At 40.7% G+C, this 13,798-nt stretch carries 17 protein-coding genes; 13 read left to right on the forward strand and 4 right to left on the reverse strand.

What is annotated here, in order from left to right; genetic code table 11:
* Window positions 1-2 precede the first annotated feature (2 nt).
* Window positions 3-509, reverse strand: a complete 507-nt coding sequence (locus HC728_RS18470; protein WP_190395863.1) for a TIGR02444 family protein — start codon at window positions 507-509, stop codon at window positions 3-5.
* The gene (locus tag HC728_RS18475; protein WP_065604169.1) at window positions 493-2,424 is read right to left on the reverse strand and encodes an ABC transporter ATP-binding protein; all 1,932 of its coding nucleotides are present in this window, start codon (window positions 2,422-2,424) and stop codon (window positions 493-495) included. Before HC728_RS18475 ends, HC728_RS18470 begins: the two co-directional genes overlap by 17 nt.
* 215 nt (window positions 2,425-2,639) lie before the next feature.
* Between HC728_RS18475 and kefG the strand changes: the two genes are divergently transcribed.
* From kefG to slyD, 4 genes are read left to right on the forward strand one after another with little or no spacing between them, the layout of a single operon-like run.
* The gene (gene kefG, locus HC728_RS18480) at window positions 2,640-3,182 is read left to right on the forward strand and encodes a glutathione-regulated potassium-efflux system ancillary protein KefG (protein ID WP_190395864.1); all 543 of its coding nucleotides are present in this window, start codon (window positions 2,640-2,642) and stop codon (window positions 3,180-3,182) included.
* Window positions 3,182-4,972 (forward strand): glutathione-regulated potassium-efflux system protein KefB, encoded by a 1,791-nt coding sequence (gene kefB, locus HC728_RS18485; protein ID WP_005417192.1) that lies wholly within the window; start codon window positions 3,182-3,184, stop codon window positions 4,970-4,972. The genes kefG and kefB overlap by 1 nt, the downstream gene beginning before the upstream one ends.
* A gap of 29 nt (window positions 4,973-5,001) precedes the next feature.
* A complete protein-coding gene (locus HC728_RS18490) occupies window positions 5,002-5,202 on the forward strand; it encodes a YheV family putative zinc ribbon protein (protein WP_170618929.1) in 201 nt (66 codons plus the stop codon).
* A 56-nt stretch (window positions 5,203-5,258) separates the two neighbouring features.
* Window positions 5,259-5,846: a peptidylprolyl isomerase gene (gene slyD / locus HC728_RS18495; protein WP_005417194.1), complete on the forward strand. Its 588-nt coding sequence runs from the start codon at window positions 5,259-5,261 to the stop codon at window positions 5,844-5,846.
* A gap of 183 nt (window positions 5,847-6,029) precedes the next feature.
* Here slyD and HC728_RS18500 read toward each other — a convergent pair whose 3' ends face one another.
* Both HC728_RS18500 and HC728_RS18505 read right to left on the reverse strand, forming a co-directional pair.
* Complete coding sequence (locus tag HC728_RS18500; protein ID WP_005417195.1) at window positions 6,030-6,254, reverse strand: SlyX family protein; 225 nt, start codon at window positions 6,252-6,254, stop codon at window positions 6,030-6,032.
* Window positions 6,254-7,267 carry a WD40 repeat domain-containing protein gene (locus HC728_RS18505; protein ID WP_012532836.1) on the reverse strand — a complete coding sequence of 338 codons (1,014 nt, stop codon included), beginning with the start codon at window positions 7,265-7,267 and terminating at the stop codon, window positions 6,254-6,256. Before HC728_RS18505 ends, HC728_RS18500 begins: the two co-directional genes overlap by 1 nt.
* A 223-nt stretch (window positions 7,268-7,490) precedes the next feature.
* Here HC728_RS18505 and fkpA point away from each other — a divergent pair, with 223 nt between their 5' ends.
* The 9 genes from fkpA to HC728_RS18550 all read left to right on the forward strand — a co-directional run.
* Window positions 7,491-8,285: an FKBP-type peptidyl-prolyl cis-trans isomerase gene (gene fkpA, locus HC728_RS18510; protein WP_005417197.1), complete on the forward strand. Its 795-nt coding sequence runs from the start codon at window positions 7,491-7,493 to the stop codon at window positions 8,283-8,285.
* A gap of 170 nt (window positions 8,286-8,455) precedes the next feature.
* Entirely contained in the window at window positions 8,456-9,160 is a 705-nt protein-coding gene (locus HC728_RS18515) for a transcriptional regulator (protein WP_005417199.1), read from the forward strand.
* Complete coding sequence (tusD, locus tag HC728_RS18520) at window positions 9,157-9,549, forward strand: sulfurtransferase complex subunit TusD (protein WP_017018397.1); 393 nt, start codon at window positions 9,157-9,159, stop codon at window positions 9,547-9,549. The genes HC728_RS18515 and tusD overlap by 4 nt, the downstream gene beginning before the upstream one ends.
* Before the next feature lie 34 nt (window positions 9,550-9,583).
* Window positions 9,584-9,940: a sulfurtransferase complex subunit TusC gene (tusC, locus tag HC728_RS18525; protein ID WP_190395865.1), complete on the forward strand. Its 357-nt coding sequence runs from the start codon at window positions 9,584-9,586 to the stop codon at window positions 9,938-9,940.
* The gene (gene tusB / locus HC728_RS18530; RefSeq protein ID WP_017018400.1) at window positions 9,941-10,231 is read left to right on the forward strand and encodes a sulfurtransferase complex subunit TusB; all 291 of its coding nucleotides are present in this window, start codon (window positions 9,941-9,943) and stop codon (window positions 10,229-10,231) included.
* 163 nt (window positions 10,232-10,394) lie between these two features.
* Window positions 10,395-10,769: a 30S ribosomal protein S12 gene (rpsL, locus tag HC728_RS18535; RefSeq protein ID WP_005417208.1), complete on the forward strand. Its 375-nt coding sequence runs from the start codon at window positions 10,395-10,397 to the stop codon at window positions 10,767-10,769.
* 94 nt (window positions 10,770-10,863) lie between these two features.
* Window positions 10,864-11,334 carry a 30S ribosomal protein S7 gene (rpsG, locus tag HC728_RS18540; RefSeq protein ID WP_005417210.1) on the forward strand — a complete coding sequence of 157 codons (471 nt, stop codon included), beginning with the start codon at window positions 10,864-10,866 and terminating at the stop codon, window positions 11,332-11,334.
* A gap of 131 nt (window positions 11,335-11,465) precedes the next feature.
* Window positions 11,466-13,562, forward strand: coding sequence for an elongation factor G (gene fusA, locus HC728_RS18545; RefSeq protein ID WP_005417215.1), 2,097 nt, complete (start codon window positions 11,466-11,468; stop codon window positions 13,560-13,562).
* 108 nt (window positions 13,563-13,670) lie between these two features.
* Window positions 13,671-13,798, forward strand: a 128-nt coding sequence (locus HC728_RS18550; RefSeq protein ID WP_238933831.1) for a GTP-binding protein, incomplete at its 3' end; no start/stop codon positions are given.

Consider the following 13,798-nt stretch of genomic DNA (forward strand, 5'->3'; position numbering starts at 1 on the left):
AGTTACTCTGTGTTGTTATGTTGATTACTTTCTAGAGCTGGAAGTAAGGTGTCTGCCTGCAAAGAACGGCAATAATGCGTTAATAAACTTATCTGATTATTATCGGTTTTTATTACTAAAGGAATACGTATTAAAGCAGTGATTAGATCGCTTTGTTGTTGCTTTTCTATCTGTAGCTCAAACTGTAAGGCTTCTTGATAAAGAGCTTTATTTTGTGTCGATTTGATCTGTTTTCTTAACTTGCGATAAGAGTGAAGTAGAGTGTCAGTTTTGTTTAGAGCGGCTTCCAGAAGCGGTAGGTCAGATACCGAGAATGAGAGGTTTAGGCTATTAAGCCAGATAAGTAATAATGCTAAATTCACATTACCAAAGTAGGCGTCTTGTAGTGCCAGTGCTGCTTGTTGTACCCCATCTTTCTTATAATGGGATAATGAGAAACACCAAAAGGCTTCTTGGGTAATAGAAGCCAATTGGTGCTCATTCAAAGGAATATTACTGCTTGGCAGCATTCTCTTTTTCTTCAATTTGTTCTTGAAGATCCATCCATTCCATTTCAACTTCTTCGAGTTCAGATTTTGCTGATGCTTGAATGGCGAGAACTTCCGTTAAACGCTTTTTGTTTTCAGCTTCATATAATGAAACGTCCCCAAGCTCTTCTTCTGCTTGGCTTAATGCTTCATTAAGCTTATCCATTCGAGTTTCAAGTTTAGTCACTTCTTTTCGTAATGGGGCAATTAGCTTTCTGAATTCGGCTTCTTTGCGTTTTTGTTCTTTTTTCTCAGCTGCACTTAAGCTGGTTGATGTGCTTGGATTATCTTGTTTTTCTTGTTGCTGTTGTTCTTTACGCTCGCTCTTATTCTGCTCGGTTAGCCATTTGTAGTAATCCGTTAAATCACCATCAAAAGGAACCACTTGGCGATCATGCACTAAGTACAAGTCATCGGTTGTCGCGCGAAGTAAGTATCTGTCGTGGCTGACAATAACCATTGCACCTTCAAAGGTTTGTAGTGCCATCGTTAGGGCTTGACGCATATCTAAATCAAGGTGGTTGGTCGGTTCATCAAGCAATAGCATGTTTGGTTTTTGCCATACCACAAGTGCCAGTACTAAACGGGCTTTTTCACCACCAGAGAAAGGACCAATTTTTTCTAACGCTTTATCACCTTGGAAACCAAAACTGCCTAAATAATCACGTAGTTGTTGTTCTGTATGATTAGGGGCAATTTGCATTAGGTGCTGAAGAGGAGTTTCTTCTACGTGTAAGGTTTCCAGTTGGTGCTGTGCGAAGTAACCAATTTTAACCCCTTGAGAGTAAGTAAATACGCCACTCTGCGGAGCTAACTCACCTGAAAGTAATTTGATAAGCGTTGATTTACCTGCGCCGTTTCGACCTAACAGGCCAATACGACTTCCCGGAACTAGGTTTAAGCGAATTTGCTCTAAAATCGTATTGTTTTCATAACCTGCGCTGACTTCATCCATCATTAAGATTGGGTTTGGCAGTGCATCTGGTTCTCTAAAACTAAAGCTGAATGGGTTATCTAATTGTGCTGGTAGCACTTTTTCCATTTTCTCTAACGCTTTAATTCGGCTTTGTGCTTGGCGTGCTTTTGATGCTTTATAACGGAAGCGGTCAATGTATGACTGCATGTGCGCCATGTTTTTCTGTTGTTTCTGGAACTGAGCTTGTTGCAGGATCAGTTTTTCAGAGCGTTGAACTTCAAACGATGAATAGTTACCTGTGTACTCATTCAATTTTTGGTTTTCAACGTGAATAATGCGGTTTACTACTGGGTCTAAGAAATCACGGTCGTGCGAAATGAGTAATAGAGTACCTGGGTAGTTTTGTAACCAACGCTCAAGCCACATTACGGCATCTAAGTCTAAGTGGTTGGTCGGTTCATCAAGTAGTAATAAATCAGAGCGACAAATCAATGCTTGTGCTAAGTTTAAACGCATACGCCAACCACCAGAGAATTGGGTTAAATTCCATTCCATCTGTTGTTGTGAGAAGCCTAAACCATTAAGTAATTCTGCAGCACGAGAATTGATGGTGTAACCACCTACGGTTTCCAGTTTACCGTGTAATTCAGCAACAAGAGTTCCGTTATCGGCTTCTTCTGCTTTTGCTAGTTGCTCTTCTAAACCACGAAATTCACGGTCGCCATCAATAACATAGTCAATGGCTTTGCGCTCTAATGCTGGAGTTTCTTGAGCAACCCAAGCCATTTCCCAGTTATGTGGGACACGGTTTGAACCAGCATCAACACTCAATTCACCTTTGATTAAGGCAAAAAGTGTGGATTTACCACAGCCATTTTTTCCGACTAAACCGACTTTGTCACCAGGGTGAATAGTGGCAGAGGCTTGCTCTAGTAATGGCTTTCCGCCACGAAGTAATTGAATGTCTGAAAAGGTAATCATGCTGTGGTTTGCTTCTCTTAATCTGACTGAATCTTGAAGTTATTTGAATACGATGAGCATAGTAGGCGTAAGAGGGGTGATTGTCGACATTGAAATTGTCTGTATGATAGATAATACCAACCGCAGTAACCTTTTTCTTTTGCTATCTCTGAGCACTTAGTTACTGTGAACGGTATAAGAGAAAAATAAAACAATAAAGTCAGAAAAGGGAAGACATGACTCAGTTGCCTAAAATATTAGTTATTCTTGCTCATCCAGATCCTGAGCACTCTATTGCCAATAAAGCCATTTTATCGGCTTATTCTCATTTAGATCATGTGACTGTGCATGATCTTTATGCTCATTATCCTGATTTCTTTATCGATGTTGTGTTTGAGCATGAACTGCTAGCACAACACGATATTATTATTTTTCAACATCCACTTTATCTTTATTCTTGTCCTGCACTATTAAAAGAGTGGATGGATTGCGTTTTAGGTAAAGGGTTTGCTTATGGTAATGGTGATGCTTTAAAAGGTAAGCAGTGGCGAAGCGTGATCACTGTTGGTGGTATTGAAGAAGCCTTTTCAAAAACGGGATATAACCAACATTCAATGGATGACATTTTGGTTCCATTTAAAATTACCGCCGCATTATGTCAGATGGAATGGTTACCGCCCTCTATCCAATACTGGGCACGTAAAATTACGGTAGAAAAACGACAGCAATATATTGATGAATATAAAGCTTGGCTGCTAAACCCGAAAGGAGGCATCTAATGGCTGGTGATTGGTTACATACAAGTTCAATATTTTTAGCCGCAGCAGTGGTAACCGTACCTTTAGCACAGCGTTTTGGTCTTGGTGCGGTATTAGGCTATTTATTAGCAGGAATCGCAATTGGTCCATGGGGGTTAAAATTAATTTCAGATGTGGATGCGATTCTTCATTTCTCCGAATTTGGCGTGGTATTGCTGCTCTTTTTGATCGGCTTAGAGTTGAATCCCAGTAAATTATGGAAAATGCGAAAGCCGATAATCGGGTTGGGAGGAAGCCAAGTTGTGGTGTCATCTGTGGTGATTACCGCTGCGATGATGTTTTTTGGTTTAGCATGGCAAGTCAGTTTGGTTATCGGTATGGGGTTGGCTTTGTCATCGACCGCGATTGCCTTAAGAGTGATAGAAGAACGTAAACTGTCTGATTCTGAAAGTGGGCAATCTGGTTTTGCGGTTTTGCTGTTTCAGGATATTGCGGTTATTCCTATGTTAGCGATATTGCCTGTTTTAGCCGGTGGTGCGAGTGGTAATTGGCTCGACGGATTATGGGTTCTTGCTGGTGTTATTTCTATTTTTACTCTTGCCCATTTTCTATTACGCCCACTTTTTAGCTATGTAGTGAAAAGTGGAGCGAGAGAGTTATTTACTGTTGCCGCATTACTACTGGTGATTGGTGTATCTGCTGCGATGAAACAGTTAGGACTATCTATGGCTCTTGGGGCATTTTTAGCAGGGGTATTGCTGGCTGAAAGTGAGTTTCGTCATGAGTTAGAAGTGGCTATTGAACCTTTTAAAGGGTTATTGCTTGGTTTGTTTTTTATTGCAGTAGGAATGTCAGTTAATTTAGGGCTATTACTACAGTATCCATTTGAGATCTTAGCTGCTGTATTGTCACTTGTAGTGGTGAAAGGGTTGCTGATTTATGGGTTAGCAAGAGCTTTTGGTACTCGAGCGAAAGCACGTAGTCAAATGGCGATGATATTAAGTCAAGGTGGTGAGTTTGCTTTTGTTTTGTTTACGGCCGCTCAAATGGAAGGCTTATTAAGCCGAGAACTAACTGCATTTTTGTTAGTGGTTGTCAGTATCTCTATGATGACAACACCGCTGTTTTTAATTGCTCAAGATAAATGGTTTGCGAGAACGTTAAACAGCGAAGAAGAGATGCCTTTATCTGACTTTACACACGCAACTCAACCAGAAGTAATTATTGCTGGTTTTGGACGATTTGGTCAGATTGTTGGACGATTACTTTTCGCTAATAAGATAAAACTGACTATTTTAGAGGCTGACCCAAGTCAAATTCGTCTACTACGTAAATTCGATTATAAAGTGTATTACGGAGATGCAACGCAAGTCGAACTCTTACGAGCGGCGGGAGCAGAAAAAGCCAAAGCCATTGTAGTGTGTAAAAAAGATCCACAAAAAGTAATGGAAGTCGTGGCGTTATGCCAAAGACATTTTCCTCATTTAAAAATATTAGCCCGTGCACGCAGTCGAGTAGAGGCTTATGAGTTATTGAGTGAAGGCGTTGATAACTTTTCACGAGAAACTTTCTATGGTGCCCTTGATTTAGGGCGACAAACCCTCACATCTTTAGGTATGCATCCTTATCAAGCTAAGCGAGCAGAATCTCATTTTAAAAAGTTAGATGTTGCTATGCTAAAAGAATTGTTACCATTACATTCAGATGATAAATCTCTGGCTTCAAAAGCGAAGGCTGCTCGAATCGAGTTAGAAGAGATTTTTAGCTTAGAAATGGAAAACGAACGCTCAAGCCAGAACCATTGGGACTGATGTTATAAAGAGTTAATAGCACAAGGATAATAACCGTGAAAAAACGATTTATTGCAGGTGCAGTTTGTCCATCATGTAGCAAAGAAGATACGCTACGCTGGTGGCAAGAAAGTAATATCGAGTATGTTGAGTGTGTTGATTGTGGTCATACAGACCGCCGAACGCCTAAATCACTCGAAAAAACCAAACATGCGCAAGATGATGTTATTGGTGTTTTTAAGCCTGAATAGTATTATGTTGCCATACTGAATACCATCCACTAATGCTAAGTGCATCCGGAGTTAAAATGAAAATTGAAAAGAACGTTGTTGTAAGTCTAGCTTACCAAGTGAAAACAGAAGAAGGCGTAGTTGTAGACCAATCAACAGTTGACGCTCCTCTTGATTACCTACACGGTCACAACAACCTAATCGTTGGTCTTGAAAAAGCACTTGAAGGTAAAGTTGAAGGCGACAAATTCAGCATCACTGTAACTCCTGAAGAAGCGTACGGCGAGCACATGGATGAGATGGTTCAACGTGTTCCTGCAAACGTATTCCAAGGCGTTGATCAAATTGAAGTTGGCATGCGTTTCCTTGCTGATACAGACCAAGGACCAATTCCTGTAGAAGTAACTGAAGTTGATGGTGATGAAGTTGTTGTTGATGGCAACCACATGCTTGCTGGTCAAACTCTAGATTTTGATGTTGAAGTAGTAGCACTACGTGCAGCAACAGAAGAAGAAGCAGCTCACGGTCACATTCACCAAGAAGGTGGCTGTGGTGGTCACGGTCACGACCATGATCACGAAGGCGGTTGTTGTGGTGGCGAAGGCCATTCTCACGATCACGAAGAAGAGCACGTATGTTGTGGTAACGGCAACTGTTCTAAGTAATTTTAAGAGCAGGGACGAGGACGCTTCGCTCGAGAGTTTAGGGGCGAGAAAGATCTTCGTACTGTAGAAATTAAAAACCGCAGGTGTGTAAGCATCTGCGGTTTTTTGTTTTTAGGCTTCTGAGAGCTCGATTTGCTCTTCCTCGCTCCTAGAGCGTAGCGTTCTCGATTCTCGCTCCTGCACTTAGTAATGCGGTGGTGGCGTCTCTTCCGTTGGATCAGCCATATTCGACGAATCCATAGTTTTCATCTTACCTACCATAAACTTCATCTGAACTTGCATATTAGTGATTAATAGCTGTTGCTGAGATAGGGCGTCGTTTAGTTCATCAATGGTTTGCTCTTGAAACGCCATTTGACACTCTAAATCACTGATCTTTTGTTCTAATTGTTCAATTGTTGTTGTCATTATTCTATTAACCACGCTTGGGCGATTCCTGCTGATGTTGCTGAAACCACTCGTTGTTGTTTATCAATGGCGACATCATACACTACTGCTGTTGGTGGACGTGCATCTTTTAATGGTTCTGAACGCCATTGTTCGAGCTTTTTACCTGATGTGGTATTCCATACATTTACGGTTCCAGAGGGAGAACCTGTAACCAGAAGTTGGCCATCATCGCTAAAGCGAGCGGTAGAATATACCTGTTGGCGAGCTAACGTACTAAGTTCCGTTATTTTTTCACCGGTTTTTAAATCCCAAATAAACCCTTCATTACCACCATCGGCAGTAAAAGCATATTTACCGTCGCGCTGAAGTGCAGTTCGACTTACTCGTTTTTCATGTTCAAAGGTACGGAGTATTTGTCCAGTTTCGGTATCCCATAAATAAGCAAAGTAATCATTACCTCCAGATAGGGCAAACTTACCATTTGCAGAAAGGGCGACAGAATTAACTTTTTCTCTGTGAGCAAGAAATTCTAAGCGACGGCCGGTAGCCAGATTGATATAAATGGCTTTACCATTTGAAAGCCCAAGTAGAACTTGTTGTCCATTACTTGCAATGGCTACATCTCGAATAATACCGTCAGAGATAGACCATAACCCTTCCGATATTCCCATCCCCAAATCCCAAACCGCAAAGTTAGTTTGAGTGGCGGTTATTGCAAATCGCGAGTTATCAGAGATTCTGATATAGGAAACTGTTGATTTATTTTGGTCTTGGTCACCAAAGAAAGTCAGTTCTTTATTTTCTACAAGATCCCAAAAATGAAGACCAGATTTTACTTGTGGTTCATTTTTTTCAGGAATAGAGTCATTCTTAACAAAGAAAAGAGCAAAGCGAGCATCACGACTTAACGCAAAACTTGTTGTTCCTTGGGGAGCTAATTCCCAGCGTTGGTCGTCTGCATTTTGGAAAAAACAGCCCGATAATGTCAGCGTAATGACAAAAATAGCGATGTATTGAGATATAGCGCGCATCAAATTGAACTACTCGTTTGTAATGTGTCTATAAGTACTAGTATATTGTGATGAACAGTATTTCGCATCTATATACCAATCTAAATAAGTATTCGATCACTATTGCTGGTGAAAATCGATGATAACTAGCAATAATCTTATCAACTACTTATCCAGATTGGTATGATCTAAAAAATTGAATAAGAAAATTGAGGCAGGACCTCAAATAATCTGGAGTTTTGAAATGAAATCTATTTTTAAAGTGTCGTTACTTGCTGCAACTGTTGCATTCGTTGTTGGTTGTCAAAAAGAAGAAGCACCAAAAACTGAAGCAACAACATTACCTGCAAAAATCGAAGCATCTACTGAATCTGCTACAGCAGCAACATTTGCATCAGAAGATGAAAAAGCAGGTTACGCAATCGGTGCATCTTTAGCTAAATATCTAAACTCAAACTTAGAGAAGCAAACAGAGCTAGGCCTTGACCTGAAAAAAGCGGATGTACTTGCTGGTGTAACAGATGTATTTAATGGTAAAGAGCGTCTAACTGATGAAGAGATCCAAGTTGCTCTTCAAAACCTAGATCAACGTGTTGCTGAAATTGCACAAAAGAAAATGGCAGCAGAATCTGAAGCTAACGCAAAAGCGGGTGCTGACTTCCGTGCTAAATTTGAAAAAGAAGATGGCGTGAAGAAAACAGAATCAGGCCTTCTATACAAAGTAATCACACCTGCTGACGGTCCTAAGCCAAAAGACACTGATACAGTAGTTGTTCATTACTCTGGTACATTAATTGATGGTACTAAGTTTGATAGCTCTTACGATCGTAACCAACCAGCGACTTTCCCACTAAACGCAGTAATTCCGGGTTGGACTGAAGGTGTTCAATTAATGAATGTTGGTTCTAAGTACAAGTTCGTTATCCCTGCAGAGTTAGGCTACGGCGCACAAGGTAACCAAGCGATTCCTGCAAATTCAACTCTAGTATTTGATGTTGAGTTGCTAGAAATCAAAGATGCAGCAAAACCTGCAAAATAATCTGATTGAAGATTAAATAATCTAAACTTTGTTTTAGATCACTGAATTAGCCCCGGCACTTGCTGGGGTTTTTTATTTTCATGCAAATATTCTGATAAACTTGATGTAATTATTTTAAGCCGTAAGTCTTAGCATGAGTGTTAAGCAAGCAAATATTAAGTTGGTAGATTATGAATATTGAGAATACTGCGGAAGAAAGTTTTTCTGAAGTGGTGCCATTTACAGAGTTTGACCATCACATTTTGCGCTCTTATGAAGCTGTGGTGGATGGAATTGCCAGTTTAATCGGTAACTATTGTGAAATCGTTTTACACTCATTAGAAGATATCAATAAATCAGCAATTCGAATTGCTAATGGCGAGAATACAGGACGTAAAGTTGGCTCTCCAATCACCGATTTAGCGTTACAAATGCTGAAAGATATTGAACGTTCTAAACGTAATTTTTCTCGCTCTTATTTCACCCGAGCAAAGGGTGGAGTGCTAATGAAGTCAATCACTGTTGCAATTCGTAACGGGGATGAAAGAATCATTGGTTTACTGTGTATTAATATCAATTTGGATGCACCTTTTTCACAAGTATTGCAATCATTTATGCCAAGTGAAGAAGCCAATGAAGCAGCATCAAGTGTTAACTTTGCAAGTGATGTAGATGAGCTTGTTGATCAAACAGTAAAACGCACGATTGATGAGATTAATGCAGATAAAGAAGTCGGCAACAATGCTAAGAATAAACAAATCGTAATGGATTTATACGATAAAGGCATTTTTGATATTAAAGACGCGATTAATCGTGTTGCCGACCAATTGAATATTTCTAAACACACCGTGTATCTTTATATTCGTCAAAGAAAAACAGAGGACGGTGAAAAGTGAGTTTGGTGTATGGACTTGTTGTAAATGGGCCTGCTTATGGTTCACAGGCATCAAGAAAAGCCTTTCAATTTGCAGAAGCGGTATTAACTGAAGGGCACAGCATTAAAAAAGTATTTTTTTATCAGGAAGGCGTGTTAAATGCGTCTTCTCTGATTTTACCTGCTAATGATGAAGTTGATATCACTAAGCAGTGGCAGGATCTAGCACAACGTCATGATATTGAATTAGAAACGTGTGTCGCTGCAGCATTACGACGTGGTGTTATTGGTGAAGACGAAGCAAGTCAGCATCAATTAAAGCAACATAATTTAGCTGTTGGGTTCCAGCAAGCAGGGTTAGGTGGTTTAGCTACGGCGCTATTGAAGTTTGACCGTGTTGTTCAGTTTTGACCGTGTTGTTCAGTTTAAATAAAACGGAAATATTATGAATCGACTTGGATTTGTATTTCAATCGGCACCACACTCAACATCAAAGGGTAGAGAAGGGCTAGATGCAATATTAGCAGCCACTGCTTACAGTGAAGATATTCAAATCTTCTTTATTGGAGATGGTGTGTTACAGCTACTTAAGAATCAAGAACCCGAAAAGATTTTATCTAGGGATTATATTTCAGGATTTAAAATGCTTGAACTTTATGATCTTGAAGAGATATTTGTTTGTCAGAATGCAATGAGTAACCGCGGCATAAAAGAAGAATATCTTTTGATTGATGTTGATAGCATTTCAAATAAAGACATAAATGAAAAGCTGTCTCAATGTGATCAAGTTATGGTGTTTTAAATGATGCTGCATATACTAACAAGTACTGATAATCTCCAATTACTTCATAATAAAGAATTACCTGTCGATAGTGAGAATGATGTCATCATTTTTACGCAAGATAGTGTATACGCAGCAATTAAGGATCATAAAGATCATTCATTGATCTTATCATTTAAACATTGCTATTTTTTACAAGAAGACATCGAAGCAAGAGGCGTAACTAAACTTATTGATGATAAAATTCAACGAGTTAATTACAGCGCTTTTGTTTCTTTAACCCAAGATCATTTTCCTATAGTGACTTGGTAAGCGTGATCTATGGTTAAGAAAGGCAAATTATTTTTAAATTGTTTATTAATAGTGCTGTATATTTCTTGACACATATCACGTTCAGCCTTAGAATTTCGCGTCCCTATTTCTGTAGGGCTAGATTTTTCAAAAGTTTTCGAACCTCTAATCAGGAGCTATTTTAATGGCAACTATTAACCAGTTGGTACGTAAGCCTCGTGCAAAGCAAGTTGTTAAAAGCAACGTGCCTGCGCTAGAAGCGTGTCCACAAAAACGTGGTGTATGTACTCGTGTTTACACTACTACACCAAAGAAACCGAACTCAGCTTTACGTAAAGTATGTCGTGTTCGTCTAACTAACGGCTTTGAAGTTACTTCATACATCGGCGGTGAAGGTCACAACCTTCAAGAGCACTCAGTTGTTCTTATCCGTGGTGGTCGTGTTAAAGATTTACCAGGTGTGCGTTACCACACTGTTCGCGGTGCACTTGACTGTGCAGGCGTAAATGACCGTAAGAAAGGTCGTTCTAAGTACGGTGTGAAACGTCCTAAGTCTTAATGGATTCCGTTAAGTAAGGCCAAACACTAAATATTTGTAATTTGAAGAAACTGAAAAGTTTTGGATAACCTGAAGACAACAACGGAGATATTCCATGCCACGTCGTCGCGTAATTGGTCAGCGTAAGATCCTTCCAGATCCTAAGTTCAAATCTGAGCTGCTGGCAAAATTTGTAAACATCGTAATGGTTGACGGTAAGAAATCAACTGCTGAAAAAATCGTTTACGGTGCACTAGATCTTATGGCTGAGAAGTCTGGTAAAGACCACTTAGCTGTATTTGAAGAAGCTCTTGAAAATGTTCGTCCTGCGGTAGAAGTTAAATCTCGCCGTGTGGGTGGTTCAACTTACCAAGTGCCTGTAGAAGTACGTCCGGTTCGCCGTAACGCACTTGCTATGCGTTGGATGGTTGAAGCTGCGCGTAAGCGTGGTGAAAAATCTATGGCTCAACGTCTTGCTAACGAAATGTTAGACGCGTCTGAGAACAAAGGTACTGCGGTTAAGAAACGTGAAGACGTTCACCGTATGGCTGATGCTAACAAAGCATTCGCTCATTACCGCTGGTAATACCGAAGGTGCAGCAGTCCTTGCTGCACCTTACTTTTTCCCCTATTTAGTAAAACACTTAGCCATTATCGCTATTTCAATGCATAAGCGTTGGGTAATAGCAATAATCCCTAAGATAAGAGGATACAACCGTGGCTCGAAATACACCTATTGAGCGCTACCGTAATATCGGTATCTGTGCTCACGTAGATGCAGGTAAAACTACTACTACTGAGCGTATTCTGTTCTATACTGGCCTTTCTCACAAAATCGGCGAAGTTCACGATGGTGCAGCAACCATGGACTGGATGGAGCAAGAGCAAGAGCGTGGTATCACAATTACCTCAGCGGCAACTACCACATTCTGGCGTGGTATGGATGCGCAATTCCAAGATCACCGTATTAATATCATCGATACTCCTGGACACGTTGACTTCACAATCGAAGTAGAACGTTCTCTGCGTGTACTTGATGGTGCAGTTGTTGTGTTCTGTGGCTCGTCTGGTGTTGAACCTCAATCTGAAACTGTATGGCGTCAAGCTGATAAATACGGTGTTCCACGTATCGTGTTCGTTAACAAAATGGACCGTGCTGGTGCAGATTTCTTACGTGTTGTAGATCAAATTAAAAATCGTCTTGGTGCTACTCCTGTGCCTATCCAATTAAACATTGGTGCTGAAGAGGACTTTAGTGGTGTTGTTGACCTTATCAAGATGAAACGAATCAACTGGAATGAAGCCGACCAAGGCATGACCTTCACATACGAAGAAATTCCAGCTGATATGCAAGAGCTTGCTGAAGAATGGCGTCAAAACCTAGTTGAAGCAGCGGCAGAAGCGTCTGAAGAGCTGATGGACAAATACCTTGAAGGTGAAGAACTGTCTGAAGCAGAAATCAAAGAAGCACTACGTACTCGTACATTAAATAACGAAATCGTACTGGCTACTTGTGGTTCAGCGTTTAAAAACAAAGGTGTTCAAGCTGTACTTGATGCCGTTATCGAATACTTACCTGCGCCAGTTGATGTTCCTGCGATCAAAGGTGTGGATGAAAATGATAACGAAGTTGAGCGTCATGCAGATGACAATGAACCGTTTGCTGCACTTGCATTTAAAATTGCGACAGACCCATTTGTTGGTTCATTGACCTTTATGCGTGTTTACTCTGGTGTGGTTAACACTGGTGACGCAGTATATAACTCAGTGAAACAAAAGCGTGAACGTTTCGGACGTATCGTTCAACTTCATGCTAACAAGCGTGAAGAAGTGAAAGAAGTACGTGCTGGTGATATTGCTGCTGCAATCGGCCTTAAAGACGTAACAACAGGTGATACTCTGTGTGACCAAAACGCAAAAGTAATTCTTGAGCGTATGGAATTCCCAGAACCTGTTATTCAGATCGCTGTAGAACCAAGAACACAAGCTGACCAAGAGAAAATGGGTATCGCACTAGGTAAACTAGCGGCAGAAGATCCATCTTTCCGTGTAGAAACTGATGAAGAATCAGGTCAAACACTGATTTCTGGCATGGGTGAGCTACACTTAGATATTATCGTTGATCGTATGAAGCGTGAGTTCAGTGTTGAATGTAACGTAGGTAAGCCTCAAGTGGCATACCGTGAAACTATCCGTGGTACTACGGAAGTTGAAGGCAAATTCGTACGTCAATCTGGTGGTCGCGGTCAATACGGTCACGTATGGCTAAAAATCGAACCATCAGAACCAGATGCTGGTTTCGTTTTTGTTGACGAAATTGTAGGTGGTGCTGTTCCTCGTGAATACATCAGCTCAGTAGCTAAAGGTATCGAAGAGCAAATGCATAACGGCGTGTTGGCAGGTTATCCTGTACTTGACGTTAAAGCTACGCTATTTGATGGCTCATACCACGATGTTGACTCCAGTGAAATGGCGTTCAAGATCGCGGGTTCAATGGCATTCAAGAAAGGTGCACTAGAAGCGCAACCTGTTATTCTTGAGCCAATGATGAAAGTTGAAGTAACCACTCCAGAAGACTGGATGGGTGATGTTGTTGGTGACTTAAACCGTCGTCGCGGCATGATTGAAGGTATGGACGATGGTGTTGCTGGATTGAAAATTATCCGTGCACAAGTTCCGCTTTCAGAAATGTTTGGTTATGCAACATCTTTACGTTCTGCGACTCAAGGTCGAGCGTCTTATTCTATGGAATTCGCCGAATATGGTGAAGTTTCTAAGAATATTGCCGACAGAATCATCGCTGAGCGTGGATAATATACTCAATACCCTTGCGTCAAGAGCAATTGACGCATAAAATAGCAAATTCTGGCGCGCCTTATCACTGTTCGATAAGGCGAATCATAACTAGGAAGGAACACGATCGTGTCTAAAGAAAAATTTGAACGTACGAAACCGCACGTAAACGTTGGTACTATCGGCCACGTTGACCACGGTAAAACAACTCTAACAGCTGCTATCTGTACTACACTTGCAAAAATCTACGGCGGTGT

The sequence above is a fragment of the Aliivibrio sp. S10_S31 genome, from assembly GCF_014694495.1.
GTDB lineage: Bacteria > Pseudomonadota > Gammaproteobacteria > Enterobacterales > Vibrionaceae > Aliivibrio > Aliivibrio fischeri.